A 20,077-nucleotide genomic window follows, 5' to 3' on the forward strand; every position below is an offset into this window, starting at 1 on the left:
AGTCATGGCTGAGCGGATCGTCATCACCGGTGCCGGAGGCCAGGTTGGGGCATTTCTCGCAGGTGAGGCCGCCCGCCGGGGCTATCAGGTCAGCGCCTTGACCCATGACGACTGGGACATCACCGATCCGCTTGCCGCGGAGCGTTTCGTCGCGCGTGACGACCTGGTGGTCAATTGTGCGGCCGTCGCCAACGTCGACGCCGCCGAGGCCGACCCGGAACGGGCCCACGCCGTCAACGTCACCGGCCCGGAGAACATCGCGCACGCCTGCGCCCGGGTGGGCGGCCGCCTGGTGCACGTCTCCACCGACTACGTTTTTGGTGGTGAGAAACGTCACCCCTACGACGTCGGCGACGCGACGAACCCGCTGAGCGTCTACGGCCGCACCAAGCTCGCCGGCGAACTGGCGGTGCTGGCCGCCCAGCCCGACGCCGTCGTCGTCCGAACCTCCTGGGTCTACACCGGCGGCAGCGGGGACGACGTCGTCGCGGTGCTGCGCCGGCGGGCCGCGGCCGGGGACACCGTCGAGGTGGCCGATGACCAGATCGGCTCGCCGACCTACGTCAAAGACCTGGTCGGTGCCCTGATCGAAGCGGGTGACGGCCGTATCCGGGAGCCGATCCTGCACGCCGCCAACCTCGGCGCGGTGAGCCGCTACGAGCAGGCCCGGGCCGTGTTCGAGGAACTCGGCGCCGACCCCGAGCGGGTCCGTCCGGTCAGTTCCGCGGCCTCCCCGCGGCGGGCTCGTCGGCCGGCGTACTCCGCGCTGTCCATGGCGACATCGGTACAGGCCGGCCTCACGCCGCTGCGGCCGTGGCGGGATGCCCTCGCCGAGGCGCTTGCGGAGGCGAGCGCGCACTGACCGCTAACCTCTAGCCGTGACCTCCGCCCGCTCCCTCACCGTCGTGACGGTGACGTACTCGCCGGGGTCACATCTGGACCGCTTCCTGTCGTCGCTGACCGTGGCCACCGACCGGCCGGTGACTGTGGTGCTGGCCGACAACGGGTCGGTGGACGGCACCCCCGAGGAAGCCGTCGAGCGGTATCCGGGGACCACGCTGCTGCGCACCGGCGGCAACCTGGGCTACGGCAGTGCGGTCAACCGGGCCGTCGCCACCGTGCCGGTCGACGACGAGTTCGTGATCGTCGCCAACCCCGACGTGGTGTGGGGACCGGGCAGTATCGACGCCCTGCTGGAGGCCGCGGAGCGCTGGCCGCGCGCCGGAACGCTGGGCCCGCTGATCCGCGACCCGGACGGCTCGGTGTACCCGTCGGCGCGGCACCTGCCCAGCCTGATCCGTGGCGGCATGCACGCGGTGGTCGGGTTCGCCTGGAAGAACAACCCGTGGACCAAGGCCTACCGCCAGGAGCATCTGGAGCCCAGTGAGCGGCCGGTGGGCTGGCTGTCGGGGTCCTGCCTGCTGATCCGCCGGGCGGCATTCGAGCAGGTCGGCGGCTTCGACGAGCGTTACTTCATGTACATGGAGGACGTCGACCTCGGTGACCGGATCGGCCGGGCCGGCTGGCTCAACGTCTACGTCCCCACCGCGGAGATCCTGCACGACAAGGGCCACTCCACCGGGCGTGATCCGGCCCGCAACCTGCGGGCCCACCACGACAGCACCTACATTTATCTCTCCGACCGCCATTTCGGATGGTGGCGGGCACCGCTGCGGTGGACGATGAAGGGCGCGCTGAAGGTGCGCTCCCGGGCGGCGGTACGCAAGTCGAAACGGGAACGGGGGAGAGGGGTGAACACTCGATGAGTGATGTGAACCCGGGCGCGGTAGACGCGGTCGTCCTCGTCGGCGGCAAGGGCACCCGGCTTCGGCCGCTGACCCTGTCGGCCGCCAAGCCGATGCTGCCCACCGCCGGGCTGCCGTTCCTGACCCATCTGCTGTCGCGGATCGCCGAGGCCGGGATCGAACACGTCATCCTCGGTACCTCGTACAAGGCGGCGACCTTCGAGAACGAGTTCGGCGACGGCTCCAAGCTGGGCCTGCAGATCGAATACGTCACCGAGGAACACCCGCTGGGTACCGGCGGCGGCATCGCCAACGTGGTGCCCAAGCTGCGCAACGAGACGGTGATGGTGTTCAACGGCGACGTGCTCTCCGGTATGGACCTGCGCGACATGCTGACCGCACACCACTCGCGGGAAGCCGATCTCACCCTGCACCTGGTCCGGGTCAGCGACCCGCGGGCGTTCGGCTGTGTGCCCACCGATTCCGAGGGCCGGGTGCTGGCGTTCCTGGAGAAGACCGAGGATCCGCCGACCGACCAGATCAATGCCGGTACCTACATCTTCAAACGCGAGATCATCGACCGCATCCCGCGCGGACGCGAAGTGTCGGTGGAGCGCGAGGTGTTCCCGGCGCTGCTGACCGACGGTGTGAAGGTGTGCGGGTACGTCGACTCCAGCTACTGGCGCGATATGGGTACGCCGGAGGATTTCGTGCGCGGCTCGGCGGACCTGGTTCGCGGGTTGGCGCCGTCGCCTGCTTTGGGCGGGCGGCGCGGTGAGAGCCTGGTGCACGACGGCGCCTCCGTGGCGCCCGGCGCGGTGCTGGTCGGCGGCACGGTAGTGGGCCGCGGCGCGGAGATCGGGCCGGGCGCACGACTGGACGGCGCGGTGATCTTCGACGGCGCCAAGATCGAGGCCGGGTCGGTGGTGGAACGCTCCATCATCGGGTTCGGTGCGCGGATCGGGCCGCGGGCGCTCGTGCGCGACGGCATCATCGGCGACGGCGCCGACATCGGAGCGCGCTGCGAACTGCTGCGCGGGGCGCGGGTGTGGCCCGGCGTGCTGATCCCGGACTGCGGCATCCGCTACTCATCGGACATCTAGCTCGTTCGAGCGGCCACTTACGTCACGCTTTCTGGCCGATTCCGTGGCATAAGTGGCCACTCGTGGCGGGCTGTGGATGGTGGACACGTCATCGGGCACTCACGTGACAGGGTGCCGTCGTGGCAGAACTCGACGGCCCGTTTCGGGGATCGGCGGCGCTGGCTGCCGGGCTGCTCAACCGACGCTCGCTGGCTCGTGACTACCGGGCGATCCATCGCGATGTGTACCTACCCCGCGACTGCGTGGTGACACCTGCGGTCAAGGCGCGGGCCGCGTTCATGTGGTCGGGAGGTACAGCGACGGTGGCCGGGCTCTCGGCGGCTGCGTTGCTCGGAAGTCGCTGGATCGACGATCACCACCCAGCCGAGCTCATTCGCCGCAACGGCAAGCCGGTGGCAGGCATCGTCATCCATCGTGACGAGCTTCGGGGCGATGAGGTTCTGCGCGTGGGGGACGTCGCGGTGACCACGCCCGCGCGCACAGCGTTCGACCTTGGTCGTCGGCGGGGCATCGACACCGCGGTGTTCCGCCTCGATGCGTTGTGCAACGCCACCGGTCTGCGGCGGGCAGCCATCGACGAGGTCGTTGCCTGTCATCCTGGTGCTCGGGGCCTCACCCAGCTTCGGCAAGTTCTCGGTCTGGTGGACGGCGGAGCGGAGTCACCACAAGAGACCCGGACCAGGCTGCTGCTGATTCGTTCCGGGCTGCCGGAACCGACGACGCAGATCAAAATCTTTGACGAGTGCGGTCACTTCATCGCGCGGGTCGATATGGGCTGGGAACAGTGGAAGGTTGCGGTGGAGTTCGACGGCGCCCAGCACTGGACCGACCCGGCGCAGCGGGCGCGCGACATCAATCGCCTGGCTGAGTTGGAGTCGTGTGGGTGGCGCGTCATCCGGGTGAGCAACGACCTCTTGCGCAACGCCCCCGGAGTGATCGTCGACCGCGTCGTGGCTGCGCTGATCGCGGCGGGCTGCCCGATCGAGTGGCCACTTACGCCACGGTTTTCGCGCAAACTCGTGTCATAAGTGGCCACTCGGCGGAGAAGTCAGGGCCGCGCTCACCAGGTGCGCCAGTGCGCTGTCGGTGCCGGGCGGCAGTTCGGTGGCCGGCCACCACCGCAGATCCAACGATTCGTCGCTGATCGCGATCTCGGCGTCCTTAGGCGCGCGGGCGATGAACTGCAGATCGAGATGACGGGTCGGCACGCCCAGTGAGCAGGTCAACGCATGCACGTGGATGCGCCCGAGATGAGCGTCGATGGTCAGCCCGTCGATCCCGGACTCTTCGGTGGCTTCCCGGAAGGCGGCCGCCATGATGTCGGAATCCTCATCCTCGCAATGCCCGCCGAGTTGCACCCATCGCCCCAGCCGCGGATGCAGGGTCAGCAGAACCTGATCCCCGGAATCGGCGACCACCAATGCCGAGGCGGTGATATGCCCGGGCACGCAACTGCGTTGGCAGGCATCAGGCCGGGCGAGCACGAAGGCCAGCACGGCCTGCCGCAGCGCGTCCTGCTCATCGCTGGGGGCCTGCCAGTCGGTCAACAGCTCGATCGTGGAGTCCCGGACGCTCATCGGCGTACCAGCAGATCGCCGACTGCCGCCGGGTTGCGCGGCTCCGGGGATTCGACGGGATATCCGATGGCGATGGCGCCCAACGGTTCCCAGTCGGCGGGCAGATCGAGGATCTCGCGGACCAGATCGGGAGCGAAGATCGTCGAGCCGATCCAGCAGCTGCCCACCCCGCGAACCGCCAACGCCACCAAGAGTCCTTGCACGGCCGCCCCGACCGCGACGGTGAACATGGTGTGCTCGGCGGCGGTCCGCACCGGGTCCGGATAGCTGTGTGCGCCTTCGGGAACCAGGAACGGGATGACGACCTCGGGAGCGTCGTAGAGGATCTGGCCGCGGGCCACCCGCTTCTCGACGCTCTCGGCGGATCGCCCGTCACCGGTCAGATCGGCGCGCCAGGCATCTTTCATCCGGTCCAGCAGCGTGATCCGTCTGCCGTGGTCCTGAATCCAGACGAAACGCACCGGGCGGGTGTGGTGCGGTGCCGGGGCGGTGAGGGCCTCAGCGACCGCCTCCTCGATGAGCAGCGGATCGACCGCTTCCTCACTGAACCGGCGCACCGAGCGGCGCAGGAGTTGGGCCTGGCGGCGGCCCAGCTCGATCGACTCGGCCGTACCGAGCCAGAACAGATCGTCCTCGCCGCCGCGCAGCAGTCGGGCCGCGGTGGACCCGTCGTCGGCCAGGTGAAGTCCGCGGACCACCGCGATCGGCACGGCGGTCAGCTTGCCCTTGACCAGATCAGCGGCTGCCGCGATCTCGTCGGCGACGGCGACTTCGGTGACCAGCAACTCGTTTCCGTGGGTGTCCACCGCGCCGGCATAGGCATACAGCACCGGCAGGCCGGCCGCGCCGATGGCGGCGTCGGTCTGCCCGTTGCGCCACGCGCGGCCCATGGTGTCGGTGATCAGCACGCCGACGTCGACGCCCAACCGCTCCCGCAGCGCCGACCGCAGGGCGGCTGCGCTGGCGTCCGGATCCACCGGAAGTAGCGCCAATTCCGTTGTCCCGATGTTGGACCCGTCCACCCCGGCGGCGGCCTGCACCAGACCGTTGCGGTTCTCGGTGATCAAGGTCTTGCCCTTGCGGGCGAGCACCCGCACGGCCTCCTCGTCGATCAGCCTGCGGCGCAGCGCGTCCCGCTCCTCGGGGTCAGCAGGCGCGGCCACGATCCGGCCCTCACACTTGGAGACCACCTTGCTGGTGACCACCAGGATGTCGCCGTCGCGCAGCCACGGCGCGGCGTCGGCCACGGCGGCGGCCAGGTCGTCGCCGGGCCGGAACTCGGGAAGCCCGGTGACGGGCAGGATTTCGATCGGTGCGGCACTGCCGTGCTCCAGGCTCACGGGGTCACGCCCGCGAGTTCCAGTCCGGCGCGCACCATCTGGGCACTGGCGTCCGGGTCCGACATCAGCAGCGGGATGGATGCCACCGTGACACCGGGGATTTCGGCGTGGTCGGTCTCGGAGACCAGCCAGTAGTCGAGGATGCCGGTTGCCGAGCGCGCACCGTAGTGCCGGCCGACAGCTTGCGAGGAGGTCTCGACACCGATCACCGACAGGCATTCGTCAGCCATGCCCCGCAACGGCTTTCCGGCGATGATGGGGGAGTAGCCCACCACCGGCGCGCCGGTGGAGCGCAATGCGGCGCGGATACCCGGGATGTTGAGGATCGCGCCGATGCTCACGACCGGGTTCGACGGTGCCAGCATGACGACGTCGGCCTCGGTGATCGCGTCGGCCACACCCGGTCCGGCCTTGGCGGTTTCGGCGCCGACGAACGCGAAACTGTGGGTGGGCACCTGGGCGCGATAGCGGACCCACCACTCCTGGAAGTGGATTGCCGCGCGGTCGCCGGTCTGCGGGTCGTCGATCACCACATGCGTCTCGCAGCGATCGTCGCTGGCCGGCAGCAGTCGCGCGCCGGGCGACCAGCGGTCGCAGAGCGCGTCGGTCACCTGGGACAGCGGGTATCCCGCCCGCAGCATCTGGCTGCGCACCAGATGGGTGGCCAGGTCGCGGTCGCCCAAGCCGAACCAATCCGGCTGCACGCCATAGGCTGCGAGTTCCTCTTTGGCGTTCCAGGTCTCGTTGCGATGCCCCCAGCCGCGTTCGGGGTCGATTCCACCGCCCAGGGTGTACATGCAGGTGTCGAGATCGGGGCAGATTCGCACGCCGTGCATCCAGGCGTCGTCGCCGATGTTGACCACGGCGGTCAGCTCATGATCAAGATCGCCTGCGGCCCCGGATATCTGGCCGGCGAACTGACCCAAACCGAGCAGTCGTTGCACCCCGAGCAGGAATCGGGCGCCTCCCACGCCGCCGACCAGAACGGTGATCTTCACACCGATCGACACTAGGCGGTCGGCTGTTCGGGCGTGCACGCGGTCACGATCGCGTCACCCCCGAGACACGCCGGGGCATCGACTCGCCGAAATGTCAGAGGAAAGTGGTATCAATTTCTGTTCTTTCGCTTGACCGCACCGGCCCAGGCGTGTCTAATCACATCAGTGTCATTTCGCGGTCCACCTGCCGTTTTCGGTGTCGCAGACCGAGATTCGACCAAATGTTCGAATTGGGATGGCCACACTCGAATAGTGGGCGACATAGAGATCTACGAAACCAGGTGAGGAGGCGGACATGTCCTATCAGCACTTCATTGGAGCGCTCGGGGCGCCGCACACCATTACCGGCTCGGAGAACACGGGGGTAACGGCGCGCGCTCACCTGAGTCTGGTGCCTGATCCCGTCGATGTGACACCGATGGAACCGGGGGACGAGCAGTGGCAGGAGAAGGCGCTGTGCGCCCAGACTGACCCTGAGGCGTTCTTCCCGGAGAAGGGCGGCTCCACCCGTGAGGCCAAGCGAATCTGCTTGGGCTGCGAGGTGAAGGATGCGTGCCTCGACTATGCGCTTGCGCATGACGAGCGGTTCGGCATCTGGGGCGGGCTCTCCGAACGGGAGCGCCGTCGCCTCAAGCGCGGCATCATCTGACGCGCTAATCCTCTTCCAGGCTCGGGTCGATCACCGACGGTTCGACCCCGAGATACGTGGCCACCTGTGCCACCAGGATGTCATGCAACAGATCGGTCAGGTCGATCGAGTCTTTGGCTCGACGCTCGATCGGCTTGCGGAACAGCACAATTCGGGCTCGCGTCGAGTTGCCGCGCACGTCGACACCGGCTGGGATCAATCGAGCCAGCGCAATCGGCCCGTCAGCCACTACTTCCGGTGGCCACTGCACACTGTCCGGGTCCTTCGGCGCGATCCGGGGGATCTCGTCGACCGCGACATCCAAGATGGCCAGTCGTTGTTGCCAGCGCCGCTCGATAGGTTCGTAAGCCTCCAGCACGGCCATGTCGAACCGCTCGGCCCGGCTGCGCCAGCCCGGAACCGTCGGCGGCAGCAACGGGCCGCGCATCTCGCGCCCACGGCGGGAGCCGGCGGCGCCCCCGGATCGACCACCTCGCCGGGAACTGCGGGAATCGGCCACCGAGCGATCGTAACGGTTGGGAATCGACGGCTCCGCTGCTGCGCGTGTCCGCCGCTCACCTGCAATTGCCGCGCGATAGCCTCACACGCGTGAATGTTCCCCGTCGCTGCTGCAGGCCCGCGTGCCCCCATTACGCGGTGGCGACATTGACGTTCGTCTACTCCGACTCCACAGCAGTCGTCGGACCGCTGGCGATCAACCGCGAGCCGCACTCGTGGGATCTGTGCATCACCCACGCCAACCGGATCACCGCGCCGCGCGGGTGGGAGCTGGTGCGCCACGCCGCCCCGCTGCCGGAATATCTGGAAGACGACGATCTGGTCGCCCTGGCCGATGCCGTCCGAGAGGGCCGTGAGCTGCCGTCGGGGCCGCCGATCGCAGGGTTCTCCGACCCCAGCGGCGCCGCGCACGCCACCGCACCGGGTGCCGGGATGATGCCATCAGCGGTTGCGCGGCCCACCACCTCGGGTCGGCGGCGTGGGCACCTGCGGGTACTGCCCGATCCCGCAGATTGATTCACGCCTGACGCCAGACTGAGGCGATAAGGACGCCGCTACCGCGGCGTGTGAACAGATAGGCTGGCGGCCAACAGTTGCCTCAGTCAGGAGATCCGCCATGTCCAGGGCCGCCGCCGCGGTACGTCGTGTCATCAAGGCCTACGACGTGCGTGGTCTGGTTGGGGAAGAGATCGACGAGGCCTTTGTCGCCGACGTCGGTGCGGCCTTCGCGCGGCTGCTGCGCAGCGAGGGCAGCCAGGCCGGGCGGGTTGCCATCGGCTATGACATGCGGGAGAGCTCACCGGCGCTGGCCGCAGCGTTCGCCGACGGTGTCACCAGCCAGGGTCTGGATGTGGTGCGGATCGGACTGGCCTCCACCGATCAGCTGTACTTCGCCTCCGGATTCCTTGACTGCCCCGGCGCGATGTTCACCGCGAGCCACAACCCGGCCGCCTACAACGGCATCAAGCTGTGCCGGGCCGGTGCCAAGCCCGTCGGGGACGACACCGGGCTGTCGATCATCCGTGAGGAGTTGATCGCCGGTGTGCCCGCCTACGACGGTGCCGCCGGGCAGGTGCACGACCAGGATGTGCTGGCCGACTACGGCCAGTTCCTGCGGTCGCTGGTGAACCTCACCGAGCTGCGGCCGCTGCGGGTGGCGGTGGACGCCGGCAACGGGATGGCCGGCCACACTGCGCCCGCGGTGCTCGGCCCCATCGAGGCGCTGACGCTGCTGCCGCTGTATTTCGAACTCGATGGGTCGTTCCCCAATCACGAAGCCAATCCGCTGGAGCCGGCCAACCTGGTGGATCTGCAGAAGTTCGTGGTCGAGACGAAGGCCGATATCGGTCTGGCCTTCGACGGTGACGCCGACCGCTGTTTCGTCGTCGACGAAAAGGGAAAACCGGTGTCGCCGTCGGCGGTGACCGCGCTCGTCGCCGGCCGGGAGCTGGCGCGGGAGATCGGTGCCACGGTGATCCACAACCTGATCACGTCGCGTGCGGTGCCCGAGCTGGTGATCGAGCGCGGCGGCACGCCGGTGCGTTCGCGCGTCGGCCACTCCTATATCAAGGCCCTGATGGCCGACACCGGCGCGATCTTCGGCGGTGAGCATTCGGCGCACTACTACTTCCGCGATTTCTGGGGTGCCGACTCGGGGATGCTGGCCGCTCTGCATGTCCTGGCCGCCCTCGGTGAACAGGACCGCTCGCTATCGGACCTGATGGCCGACTATCAGCGCTACGACGCCTCCGGCGAGATCAACTTCCGCGTCGACGACGCCCCGGCCTGCGTCGAGAGTGTGCTGAAATCCTTTGGTGAGCAAGTGATCTCACTGGATCACCTGGATGGCGTGACGGTCGATCTCGGCGACGGCGCCTGGTTCAACCTCCGTACCTCCAATACCGAGCCGCTGCTGCGGCTCAACGTCGAGGCGCGCACGGCCGCGGAGGTCGACGACATCGTCACCCGTGTCGGCGAGCAGATATCAGCGCACAGCGAGACGGTCACATGAGTTCGCCCCACGCGACGGTGGACTTCGACGACACCGAAGGGCTGCTGGAAGCCGACCGCGACGGATTGTTGCGGGCGGCGGCGATGGCCGGGGCGCAGGTCCGGGCCACGGCGGCTGCCGTCGACGAAGGGGCACTGGAGTCGGTGAGTGCTGATCACCGACCCCGCACCGTGGTGTGGGTGGCCGGGCGTGGGCCGGCCGAGACCGCGGGCACGATGCTGGCCGCCTGCCTGGGTGGACTGGCGGGGGAGCCGATCGTGGTGGCCGCCGAATCCCCGCCCTGGATCGGGCCGTTGGACGTTCTGGTCGTCGCCGGCGACGACCCCGGTGACCCGGCGTTGGTGAGTGCGGCGGCCACCGCCGTGCGTCGCGGCGCCCGCGTGGTGGTGGCCGCACCGTACGAGGGCCCGCTGCGCGACGCCACCGCCGGGCGTACCGCCGTGCTGGCGCCCCGGCTCTGGGTGCCCGACGAATTCGGGCTGTGCCGGTATCTGGCCGCCGGGCTGGCCACGCTCGCCGCCGTCGACCCGGCATTGCAGTCCGACCTGTCGGCGCTGGCCGACGAACTCGACGCCGAGGCACTGCGCAACAGCGCGGGCCGGGAGGTATTCACCAATCCGGCCAAGTCGCTGGCCGAGCGGATCACCGGCAGGCAGACCGTGATCGCCGGCGACGGCGCCGCCACGCTGGCACTGGCCCGGCATGCCGCCGCGGTGCTGCTGCGGGTCGGGCACGTCGCGGTGGCCGCGGCCGGTCTGGCCGATGCGCTGGTGGCGCTGCGGGCCGGTGCGGCACGGGGTTTCGCCGACCCGGTCGATGCGCTGTTCCACGACGAGGAACTCGACGGTCCACTGCCGAGCCGGATGCGCGTACTCGCCCTGACGCTGGCCGCCGAGCGTGCGGTGGTAGGTGCTCGGGTGGCCGGCGTGGACGACGTCCAAGTTGTGGGTGCCGAGGACATCGGGGAAGCTGGTGCCGTTCAGGTGCCGACTGGGCGGGCCGAACAACAGCTGGCGACGCTGGCTGTCCGGTTCGAAATGGCAGCGGTCTACCTGAGATTGGCAGGGGGATAGCGGGGCAGTGGAACTGCTACGAGGAGCGATACGCACGTACGCGTGGGGGTCGCGCACAGCCATCGCCGACTTCACCGGGAGGCCTTCTCCCACAGCACATCCCGAGGCCGAGCTGTGGCTGGGTGCCCATCCCGGCGATCCGGCCTGTCTGGAGACCGCCGATGGTGAGCAGTCCCTGCTCGATGCCGTGCGGTCCGATCCCGAGGGTCAGCTCGGCCCGGCGGTGCGGGCCCGCTTCGGCGACGTGCTGCCGTTCCTGGTCAAGGTGCTGGCCGCCGACGAACCCCTGTCGCTGCAGGCCCACCCGAGCGCCGAGCAGGCGGTCGAGGGTTACGTGCGGGAAGACCGGATGGGGGTGCCGCTGAACTCCCCGGTGCGCAACTATCGCGACCGCAGCCACAAGCCCGAATTGCTGGTGGCACTAAGCCAATTCGAGGCCCTCGCCGGATTCCGGCCAGCTGCCCGGACGGTGGAGTTGCTGCGTGCTTTCGGGGTGGCGGATCTGGATCCCTATATCGCCCTGCTGTCCGGACAATCCGACGCCGATGGCCTGCGCGCGCTGTTCACCACCTGGATCACCGCCCCGCAGCCGGATCTCGATGTCCTGATCCCGGCTGTGCTTGAAGGTGCCGTCAATTATGTGCGTTCGGGGGCAACGGAATTCGCTGCCGAAGCCAGGACGGTGCTCGAACTCGGGGAACGCTACCCCGGTGATGCCGGTGTGCTGGCAGCACTGCTGCTCAACCGGATCAGCCTGGCCCCCGGCGAGGCGATCTTCCTGTCGGCGGGCAACCTGCACAGTTATCTGCAGGGTGTCGGCATGGAGGTGATGGCCAACTCCGACAACGTCCTTCGCGGCGGGTTGACGCCCAAGCACGTCGATGTCCCGGAGTTGTTGCGCGTTCTGGACTTCACCCCGGCCGACAACGCCACGCTGCATCCGCCCACCCACCGCGACGGAATCGAACTGGTCTACGACACCCCGGCGCCGGAGTTCGCCACCTCGGTGCTGGTGCTCGACGAATCGCAGGTGGGCCACGAGGTCGACGCGCCGTCGCGCCATGACGGGCCGCAGATCCTGGTCTGTACCGAGGGCAGCGTGGTGGTGCGCGCGAAATCCGATGTCGTGACGCTGCATCGCGGATCCTCGGCCTGGGTGGCCGCCGACGACGGCCCGATCCGGCTCGAGGCGGGTGAGCCCTCGAAACTGTTCCGGGCTACGGTTGGCCTCTGAACAAGGAGGACGCCATGTCGACCGAGGGCAGTACCCGGGCCATTCTGGCCGCGTTGGCCGCCAATGCCGGTATCGCGGTGGCGAAGTTCGTCGGCTTCCTGATCACCGGCAGTTCCTCGATGCTGGCCGAGTCGGTGCACTCGGTGGCCGATACCTCCAACCAGGGTCTACTGCTGTTCGGCCAGCGTCAGGCCCGTAAAGAAGCCGACAGTCTGCATCAGTTCGGCTACGGCCGCAGCCGCTACTTCTACTCATTCGTCGTGGCGCTGGTGCTGTTCTCGCTCGGCGCGATCTTCGCGCTTTACGAGGGCTACCACAAGATTTCGCACCCCGAGCCGCTGACTTCACCGCTGGTGGCGGTCGGGATCCTGGCGGTGGCGATCGCCCTGGAGACCTATAGTTTCCGCACCGCGATGGTGGAATCCCGGCCGCTGAAGGGGTCGAGCACCTGGTGGCAGTTCATCCGCCGGTCGCGTAACCCTGAACTGCCCGTGGTGCTGCTGGAGGACACCGGTGCGCTGATCGGCCTGATCTTCGCCCTGGCCGGCGTGGGTCTGACGATGCTGACCGACAACCCGATCTGGGACGGGGTGGGCACCCTGCTCATCGGCGCACTGCTCGGCGTGATCGCGGTGGTGCTGATGATCGAGATGCATAGCCTGCTGATCGGCGAGGGTGCCACTGCCGAGGAGTGCAAGGCCATCCAGACCGCCTTGGAACAGACACCGCATGTCGACCGGGTGATTCACCTGCGCACCCAGTACCTCGGGCCGGAGGAGATGCTCGTCGGCGCGAAGATCGCGCTGGCGCCCAACACCGATCTGGCGACCGTGGCGGCCACCATCGACAACGCCGAAGCAGCCGTGCGGGCCAAGGTGCCCGCGGCGGCGGTCATCTACCTGGAACCGGATCTCGATCGCGCGGTTCGGAGCTGACCCGGGCAGGAACCATTCCGCGGGAACGGGATCCGCGTCGGCGGCGGGAAGGCTGATGTCGTTTCGCGGGATTCGCCGGTCCGCCCATGCCGATCCACGTAACCTCCTGCATCACCGGCTCATCCGGTGAACAGAAGGGACGCGATGATGACCCGCAACTGGCGCACCAAGTCGGTGGAGCAATCCATCCTCGACACCGACGAACCGGGCACCCGGTTACGCAAAGATCTGACCTGGTGGGATCTGACCATCTTCGGGGTCTCTGTCGTGGTCGGCGCCGGCATTTTCACCGTCACCGCATCGACTTTCGGCAACATCACCGGCCCCGCGATCTCGGTGTCGTTCATCATCGCCGCGGTCACTTGCGGGCTGGCCGCGCTGTGCTACGCGGAGTTCGCCTCCACTCTGCCGGTCGCGGGCAGCGCCTACACGTTCTCTTATGCCACCTTCGGTGAGTTCGTCGCGTGGATCATTGGCTGGGATCTGGTGCTGGAGTTCGCGGTCGGTGCCGCGGTGGTGGCCAAAGGCTGGTCGAGCTATCTGGGCACGGTCTTCGGGTTCTCCGGCGGCGTGGTGGACGTGGGGCCGTTCGACTTCGACTGGGGCGCCCTGCTGATCATCGCCGCGGTGGCCACCCTGCTGGCCCTGGGCACCAAACTGTCGTCGAACTTCTCCTTCGCCATGACCGCGATCAAGGTGTCGGTGGTGCTGCTCGTCGTGGTTGTCGGCGCCTTCTACATCAAGACGGCCAACTACTCGCCATTCATCCCGCCCGCCGAGGGCGGCAAGGGCAGCGACGCCAGCGGGATCAACCAGTCGGTGTTCTCCTTGCTCACCGGAGCTGAGGGAAGCCACTACGGCTGGTACGGCCTGCTGGCCGGTGCCTCGATCGTGTTCTTCGCGTTCATCGGGTTCGACGTGGTGGCCACCACCGCCGAGGAGACCAAGAATCCGCAGCGCGACGTCGCCCGCGGCATCCTTGCCTCGCTGGCGATCGTCACCGTGCTCTACGTCGCGGTCTCGGTGGTGCTCTCCGGGATGGTGAATTACAAGGATCTGGCGTCCGGGGGGCACGGCCAGGCCAACCTCGCCACCGCGTTCTCGATCAACGGGGTGAACTGGGCGGCGAAGGTGATCTCGATCGGGGCGCTGGCCGGCTTGACGACCGTCGTCATGGTGCTGGTGCTGGGCCAGTCCCGGGTCCTGTTCGCGATGTCGCGGGACGGCCTGCTGCCGCGGGGGCTGGCCCACACCGGGTCGCACGGAACCCCGGTGCGCATCACCGTCATCGTCGCCGTCCTCATTGCGGTGGCGGCCACCGTCTTCCCGATCGCCAAACTCGAGGAGATGGTCAACGTCGGCACCCTGTTCGCGTTCGTGCTCGTGTCGGCCGGCGTGATCGTCCTGCGGCGCACCCGACCCGACCTGGAACGCGGGTTCAAGGCACCGTTCGTGCCGGTGCTGCCGATCCTGTCGATCGTCGCGTGCGTGTGGCTGATGCTCAACCTCACCGGCCTGACCTGGATCAGGTTCGGCATCTGGATGGTCATCGGCGTCGTCATCTACCTCGCCTACGGGCGCAGGCACTCGGTACTCGGGCAACGGCAGGCCGCCACCAGCAGCTGATTTACAAAAGCATGCTGTTTGTCTAGACAACCGACAAATTCACCTCTATAGTCAACTCATCAACGGTGATGGCACTCACATGGAGGTAATAGTCGTGACGTCTCAGCTAGATACCGGCACGGCCCGGGTCGAACCCACGCAGTGGCGTGACAAGAAGCGCTACCTGTGGCTGATGGGTCTGATCGCACCCACCGCGTTGTTCGTGGTGCTGCCGATCGTCTGGGGCATGAACCAACTCGGTTGGACCGCTGCGTCGCAGGTGTTCTTCTGGGTCGGTCCGTTCCTGATCTACATGCTGCTGCCGGCGCTGGACCTGAAGTTCGGCCGCGACGGGCAGAACCCGCCCGATGAGGTGATGGAGTACCTGGAGAACGACAAGTACTACCGGTACTGCACCTACATCTTCATCCCGTTCCAGTACGCCAGCCTGATCTTCGGTGCCTACATGTTCACCGCGTCGGACCTGAGCTGGCTGGGCTACGAGGGTGGCCTGAGCTGGTTCGCCAAGATCGGTCTGGCCCTGTCGGTCGGCGTGCTCGGCGGAACCGGTATTAACACCGCCCACGAACTCGGCCACAAGAAGGAGTCGCTGGAGCGTTGGTTGTCCAAGATCACGCTGGCCCAGACCGCCTACGGCCACTTCTACATCGAGCACAACCGTGGCCACCACGTCCGCGTCGCCACTCCGGAAGACCCCGCATCGTCGCGCTTCGGTGAGACGTTCTGGGAGTTCCTGCCGCGCAGCGTGTGGGGCAGTGCCCGCTCGGCCGTCAAGCTCGAGGCCGCCCGCATCCGCCGGCTCGGCAAGAGCCCGTGGGACCCGCGCACCTGGCTGGGCAACGACGTCCTCAACGCGTGGCTGATGACCGTCGTGCTGTTCGGCGCCCTGATCGCGGTGTTCGGCCCGGCCCTGATCCCGTTCCTGATCATCCAGGCGGTGTTCGGCTTCGCGATGCTGGAGTCGGTCAACTACCTCGAGCACTACGGCCTGCTGCGGCAGAAGAACGAGAACGGCCGCTACGAGCGGTGCACCCCGGAGCACAGCTGGAACTCTGATCACCTGGTGACCAACCTGTTCCTGTACCACCTGCAGCGGCACAGTGATCACCACGCCAACCCCACCCGGCGCTACCAGACGCTGCGCAGTATGGACGGTGCTCCCGAGCTGCCGACCGGCTACGCGACCCTGATCGGCGTGACCTACCTGCCGTGGGTGTGGCGCAAGATGATGGACCACCGGGTCCTCGAGCACTACAACGGCGATATCACCAAGGTGAACATCGACCCGCGTCGCCGCGAGAAGATCCTGGCCCGCTACGGAGCAGCTGGAGCCAACGCATGAGCGCCTACAAGTGCCCGATCTGTGACTACGTGTACGACGAGGCCACAGGTGCCGCCCGGGAAGGTTTCCCGGCCGGCACCGCCTGGGCCGACATCCCCGACGACTGGTGCTGCCCGGACTGCGGGGTCCGAGAGAAGATCGACTTCGAAGCCATGGAGGTAAAGCAGTGAGCGAGCAGGCGTACAAGCTGTTCATCTGCGTGCAGTGCGGATTCGAGTACGACGAAGCCAAGGGCTGGCCGGAGGACGGCATCGCCCCCGGCACCCGGTGGGACGACATCCCGGAGGACTGGAGCTGCCCGGACTGCGGCGCGGCCAAGTCGGACTTCGAGATGGTGGAAGTCGCGCGCGGGTGACAACGGCTGTTTCGACTACGCTCGCGCGTGTGACGAGGCCTCGGGTTCCCTATCCCGAGGCCTCGCGTGCGCTCTTGCGGGATTCGGTGCTCGACGCCATGCGCGAGGAGCTGCTGACCAAGGACTGGTCGGCGATCACGCTGTCCGACGTCGCCCGCACCGCCGGCATCAGCCGGCAGACCATCTACAACGAGTTCGGCTCCCGGCAGGGCCTGGCGCAGGGATACGCCTTGAGACTGACCGATCGGCTGGTCGACGCCATCGACGACGCGATCACCTCGAACGTCGGCAACGTCTTCGCGGCCTTCTCCGAGGGCTTCCGGGTGTTCTTCACCGAGTCGGCCGCCGACCCGCTGGTGATCTCCCTGCTCACCGGGGTGGCCAAGCCCGACCTGCTGCAGATGATCACCACCGACAGCGCCCCGATCATCACCCGGGCCTCCGAGCGGCTGACCGAGGCGTTCATCAACAGCTGGGTCGGGGCCAGCGACTCCGACGCCGGCGTCCTGGCCCGCGCGATCGTCCGGCTGGCGATGAGCTACATCTCGATGCCGCCGGAAGCCAACCACGACGTGGCCGCTGACCTAGCCCGTTTGATGACGCCGTTCGCCGAACGCTACGGTGTTATCGATATTCCCTAGCTGTCAGAGCGCCCACTGCGCCTGTCCCGCGAGCCCGCAGGCTGGGGATGTCGCCTGCGCGCGTCTGCGCGCACACCGGCAATGACGAACGAAGAGGGCTCTTACATGTCTGAACTGACTGTCGACACCCGCAACGGCATCGACTACAAGGTCGCCGATCTGTCCCTGGCCGAGTTCGGCCGCAAGGAGATCCGGCTCGCCGAGCACGAGATGCCCGGCCTGATGTCGCTGCGTCGCGAATACGCCGAGGTGCTGCCGCTCAAGGGTGCGCGCATCTCCGGTTCGCTGCACATGACCGTGCAGACCGCGGTGCTCATCGAGACACTGGTCGCGCTCGGCGCCGAGGTCCGCTGGGCCTCGTGCAACATCTTCTCCACCCAGGACCACGCGGCGGCGGCCACCGTCGTCGGCCCGCACGGCACCCCCGAGGAACCCAAAGGCGTGCCGATCTTCGCCTGGAAGGGCGAGACGCTCGAGGAGTACTGGTGGGCTGCCGAGCAGATGCTGACCTGGCCCGGCGAGCCGGCCAACATGATCCTCGACGACGGCGGCGACGCCACCATGCTGGTGCTGCGCGGCGCCCAGTTCGAGAAGGCCGGTGTGGTCCCGCCGGCCGAGGACGACGCCTCCGCCGAGTACAAGGTGTTCCTCAACCTGCTCCGTGAGCGCTTCGAAACCGACAAGACCAAGTGGACGACGATCGCCGAGTCGGTCAAGGGTGTCACCGAGGAGACCACCACCGGCGTGCTGCGGCTGTACCAGTTCGCCGCCGCCGGCGAGCTGGTGTTCCCGGCCATCAACGTCAACGACTCGGTCACCAAGAGCAAGTTCGACAACAAGTACGGCACCCGGCACTCGCTGATCGACGGCATCAACCGCGGCACTGACGTGCTGATCGGCGGCAAGGCCGCACTGGTCTGTGGCTACGGCGACGTCGGCAAGGGCTGCGCCGAGGCGCTCAAGGCCCAGGGTGCGCGCGTCGCAGTCACCGAGATCGATCCGATCAACGCCCTGCAGGCGTTGATGGACGGCTTCGAGGTCAAGACCGTCGAAGAGGCCATCGGCTGGGCCGACATCGTCATCACCGCGACCGGCAACCAGGGCATCATCACCCTCGACCACATGCGCTCGATGAAGCACCAGGCGATCCTGGGCAACATCGGCCACTTCGACGATGAGATTGAGATGGCTCGGCTCGAGGCCGATCCGGACATCCGCCGCATCAACATCAAGCCGCAGGTCGACGAGTTCGTGTTCCCCGACGGCCACTCGATCATCGTGTTGTCCGAGGGGCGGCTGCTCAACCTCGGCAATGCCACCGGGCACCCGTCGTTCGTGATGAGCAACAGCTTCTCGAACCAGGTCATCGCCCAGATCGAGTTGTGGACCAAGAACGACGAATACGACAACGAGGTCTACCGGCTGCCCAAGCACCTCGACGAGAAGGTCGCCAAGATCCACGTCGAAGCGCTCGGCGGTTCGCTGACCAGGCTGACCAAGGAGCAGGCCGAGTACATCGGCGTCGACGTCGAGGGCCCGTACAAGCCGGAGCACTACCGGTACTAGAGCGCGCGCCGAGGCGGCGCACGGATCGGGCCCGGATGGGACAACTCGATCTGTGCGCCGCCTCAATGCCGTAATCTGCGCCGCATGGGATTGCGGTTTTTCGTTGTAATTGTCTGCGCCGCAACATTGTTCGCGCCGGTCGCGCATGCCGACCGCAACTGGGACCCGTACTACAACGAAGACGAGTACACCGAGTTCTACACCCCGCCCAACCCGATCCCGCCGCAGTTGCAACCGGGTGACGTGGTGCGCAGCGAGCCGTCGCGGCTGGTGCTCGAACCCTCCGGGCAGCTCGGCGCGATCATGGCCACCGGAACTCGCGTCATGTACCGCAGCACCGACGGGCGCGGTAACCCGGACGTGGTCACCGGCACCTACTTCGAGCCGTTCAACGACTGGCCGGGCCGTGGCCCGCGGCCGCTGATCGTCTACGGTCCCGGGACCCAGGGGCAGGGCGACCAGTGCGCACCGTCGCGGCAGTTCAACCAGGGCATCCACTGGGCGCCGTACCTGGATCTGACGTTCAACTACGAGGAGATGTTCGTCGCGACGATGGTGGCCCGCGGGTTCGCCATCTTCATGACCGACTACGAGGGCCTGGGCACCATCGGGGTGCAGCACACCTACGTCAACCGGCTCTCCGAAGGCCACGCCATGCTCGACGGCGCCCGCGCCGCCATGCGGCTTCCCGACACCTCACTGAATCCCCATGGGCCGGTGGCCTTTTGGGGCTACTCGCAAGGGGGCGGGGCGGCGGCCTCGGCGGCCGAGCTGGCCTCGACCTACGCCCCCGAGCAGCACGTCGTGGGCAGCTACGCCGGTGCGCCGCCCGCCGACCTGAAGGAACTGTTTCCCTACGCCGACGGCAGTGCCCTGGTGGGGGTGGTCGGCTACGCGCTGAACTCGGTGATCGCCGCCTACCCCGAGCACGCCGACGAGATCCGGGCCACCCTGACCCCGCGCGGAGAAGACCTGCTCGCCAAGGTCGCCGACCAGTGCGTGGCAGAAACATTGACCAAGTTCATGTTTCGGCACCTACAGCCCTACTTCAACCGCGACATGACCGAACTGGTGAACTCCGAGCCGTTCTCCAGCCTGTTCGACGAGCAGCGGATCGGGCGCCTCAAACCCAATGCGCCCGTGTTGATCAACAGCAATCGCTACGACCCGTTGGTGCCGTGGGCGGCGGCCAACCAGCTCGGCCGCGACTGGTGCGCGCAGGGGGCCGACGTCGAGTTCCGCACCAACGAGGAACCGCCGTTCCTGAACAAGGCGGTGGTCAACCATGCCCTGCCCATGCTGGTCGACGGCGAGGCCGCGATGCAGTGGATCGCCGACCGGTTCAACGGCGAACCGACCACACCGAACTGCGGGCAGTTCTGAG

21 protein-coding genes are annotated in these 20,077 nt (G+C 67.6%); 17 read left to right on the forward strand and 4 right to left on the reverse strand.

The window, feature by feature from the left end:
• Positions 1 to 4 precede the first annotated feature (4 nt).
• From rfbD to BN3385_RS09100, 4 genes are all read left to right on the forward strand, one after another.
• On the forward strand, positions 5 to 862 hold the full coding sequence (rfbD, locus tag BN3385_RS09085) for a dTDP-4-dehydrorhamnose reductase (RefSeq protein ID WP_059016199.1): 858 nt from the start codon (positions 5 to 7) through the stop codon (positions 860 to 862).
• Positions 863 to 878: 16 nt separating this feature from the next.
• Positions 879 to 1,766 carry a glycosyltransferase family 2 protein gene (locus BN3385_RS09090; RefSeq protein WP_059016200.1) on the forward strand — a complete coding sequence of 296 codons (888 nt, stop codon included), beginning with the start codon at positions 879 to 881 and terminating at the stop codon, positions 1,764 to 1,766.
• The gene (gene manB, locus BN3385_RS09095; RefSeq protein WP_059016201.1) at positions 1,763 to 2,848 is read left to right on the forward strand and encodes a mannose-1-phosphate guanylyltransferase; all 1,086 of its coding nucleotides are present in this window, start codon (positions 1,763 to 1,765) and stop codon (positions 2,846 to 2,848) included. The genes BN3385_RS09090 and manB overlap by 4 nt, the downstream gene beginning before the upstream one ends.
• 119 nt (positions 2,849 to 2,967) lie before the next feature.
• On the forward strand, positions 2,968 to 3,876 hold the full coding sequence (locus tag BN3385_RS09100) for an endonuclease domain-containing protein (protein ID WP_059016202.1): 909 nt from the start codon (positions 2,968 to 2,970) through the stop codon (positions 3,874 to 3,876).
• On the opposite strand, the gene BN3385_RS09105 is transcribed toward BN3385_RS09100, so the two are convergent.
• The 3 genes from BN3385_RS09105 to cofD are packed head-to-tail and all read right to left on the reverse strand — an operon-like array spanning position 3,871 to position 6,763.
• The gene (locus tag BN3385_RS09105; RefSeq protein ID WP_059016203.1) at positions 3,871 to 4,425 is read right to left on the reverse strand and encodes an NUDIX hydrolase; all 555 of its coding nucleotides are present in this window, start codon (positions 4,423 to 4,425) and stop codon (positions 3,871 to 3,873) included. The genes BN3385_RS09100 and BN3385_RS09105 overlap by 6 nt on opposite strands.
• On the reverse strand, positions 4,422 to 5,765 hold the full coding sequence (locus BN3385_RS09110; protein ID WP_059016204.1) for a coenzyme F420-0:L-glutamate ligase: 1,344 nt from the start codon (positions 5,763 to 5,765) through the stop codon (positions 4,422 to 4,424). The genes BN3385_RS09105 and BN3385_RS09110 overlap by 4 nt, the downstream gene beginning before the upstream one ends.
• Complete coding sequence (gene cofD, locus BN3385_RS09115) at positions 5,762 to 6,763, reverse strand: 2-phospho-L-lactate transferase (RefSeq protein ID WP_059016518.1); 1,002 nt, start codon at positions 6,761 to 6,763, stop codon at positions 5,762 to 5,764. Before cofD ends, BN3385_RS09110 begins: the two co-directional genes overlap by 4 nt.
• Before the next feature lie 295 nt (positions 6,764 to 7,058).
• Here cofD and BN3385_RS09120 point away from each other — a divergent pair, with 295 nt between their 5' ends.
• On the forward strand, positions 7,059 to 7,412 hold the full coding sequence (locus BN3385_RS09120; protein WP_059016205.1) for a WhiB family transcriptional regulator: 354 nt from the start codon (positions 7,059 to 7,061) through the stop codon (positions 7,410 to 7,412).
• A gap of 4 nt (positions 7,413 to 7,416) precedes the next feature.
• Here the strand turns inward: BN3385_RS09120 and BN3385_RS09125 are convergent, their stop codons facing one another.
• A complete protein-coding gene (locus BN3385_RS09125) occupies positions 7,417 to 7,839 on the reverse strand; it encodes a metallopeptidase family protein (RefSeq protein ID WP_059016206.1) in 423 nt (140 codons plus the stop codon).
• A gap of 161 nt (positions 7,840 to 8,000) precedes the next feature.
• Here BN3385_RS09125 and BN3385_RS09130 point away from each other — a divergent pair, with 161 nt between their 5' ends.
• The 12 genes from BN3385_RS09130 to BN3385_RS09185 all read left to right on the forward strand — a co-directional run bounded on the left by BN3385_RS09130 (position 8,001) and on the right by BN3385_RS09185 (position 20,076).
• Positions 8,001 to 8,426 carry a DUF3499 domain-containing protein gene (locus BN3385_RS09130; protein WP_059016519.1) on the forward strand — a complete coding sequence of 142 codons (426 nt, stop codon included), beginning with the start codon at positions 8,001 to 8,003 and terminating at the stop codon, positions 8,424 to 8,426.
• Between the two features lie 100 nt (positions 8,427 to 8,526).
• Entirely contained in the window at positions 8,527 to 9,921 is a 1,395-nt protein-coding gene (locus BN3385_RS09135) for a phosphomannomutase/phosphoglucomutase (protein ID WP_059016207.1), read from the forward strand.
• A complete protein-coding gene (locus tag BN3385_RS09140; protein WP_059016208.1) occupies positions 9,918 to 10,994 on the forward strand; it encodes a hypothetical protein in 1,077 nt (358 codons plus the stop codon). Before BN3385_RS09135 ends, BN3385_RS09140 begins: the two co-directional genes overlap by 4 nt.
• A gap of 7 nt (positions 10,995 to 11,001) precedes the next feature.
• Positions 11,002 to 12,228, forward strand: coding sequence for a mannose-6-phosphate isomerase, class I (manA, locus tag BN3385_RS09145; protein WP_059016209.1), 1,227 nt, complete (start codon positions 11,002 to 11,004; stop codon positions 12,226 to 12,228).
• Positions 12,229 to 12,242: 14 nt separating this feature from the next.
• Positions 12,243 to 13,163, forward strand: coding sequence for a cation diffusion facilitator family transporter (locus tag BN3385_RS09150; RefSeq protein WP_059016210.1), 921 nt, complete (start codon positions 12,243 to 12,245; stop codon positions 13,161 to 13,163).
• A 147-nt stretch (positions 13,164 to 13,310) separates the two neighbouring features.
• Entirely contained in the window at positions 13,311 to 14,789 is a 1,479-nt protein-coding gene (locus BN3385_RS09155) for an amino acid permease (protein WP_059016520.1), read from the forward strand.
• 172 nt (positions 14,790 to 14,961) lie between these two features.
• Positions 14,962 to 16,131 carry an alkane 1-monooxygenase gene (locus BN3385_RS09160; RefSeq protein WP_231748709.1) on the forward strand — a complete coding sequence of 390 codons (1,170 nt, stop codon included), beginning with the start codon at positions 14,962 to 14,964 and terminating at the stop codon, positions 16,129 to 16,131.
• Entirely contained in the window at positions 16,128 to 16,301 is a 174-nt protein-coding gene (locus BN3385_RS09165) for a rubredoxin (RefSeq protein ID WP_059016212.1), read from the forward strand. The genes BN3385_RS09160 and BN3385_RS09165 overlap by 4 nt, the downstream gene beginning before the upstream one ends.
• Positions 16,298 to 16,486 carry a rubredoxin gene (locus BN3385_RS09170; protein ID WP_059016213.1) on the forward strand — a complete coding sequence of 63 codons (189 nt, stop codon included), beginning with the start codon at positions 16,298 to 16,300 and terminating at the stop codon, positions 16,484 to 16,486. The genes BN3385_RS09165 and BN3385_RS09170 overlap by 4 nt, the downstream gene beginning before the upstream one ends.
• Positions 16,483 to 17,127: a TetR family transcriptional regulator AlkX gene (gene alkX, locus BN3385_RS09175; protein WP_197415149.1), complete on the forward strand. Its 645-nt coding sequence runs from the start codon at positions 16,483 to 16,485 to the stop codon at positions 17,125 to 17,127. The genes BN3385_RS09170 and alkX overlap by 4 nt, the downstream gene beginning before the upstream one ends.
• Before the next feature lie 105 nt (positions 17,128 to 17,232).
• Positions 17,233 to 18,693 carry an adenosylhomocysteinase gene (gene ahcY, locus BN3385_RS09180; protein ID WP_059016215.1) on the forward strand — a complete coding sequence of 487 codons (1,461 nt, stop codon included), beginning with the start codon at positions 17,233 to 17,235 and terminating at the stop codon, positions 18,691 to 18,693.
• A gap of 84 nt (positions 18,694 to 18,777) precedes the next feature.
• Positions 18,778 to 20,076 (forward strand): lipase family protein, encoded by a 1,299-nt coding sequence (locus BN3385_RS09185; protein ID WP_059016216.1) that lies wholly within the window; start codon positions 18,778 to 18,780, stop codon positions 20,074 to 20,076.
• The last annotated feature ends 1 nt before the right edge of the window (position 20,077 follow it).

The organism is Mycobacterium sp. M26, assembly GCF_001494595.1.
Taxonomy (GTDB): Bacteria; Actinomycetota; Actinomycetes; order Mycobacteriales; family Mycobacteriaceae; genus Mycobacterium.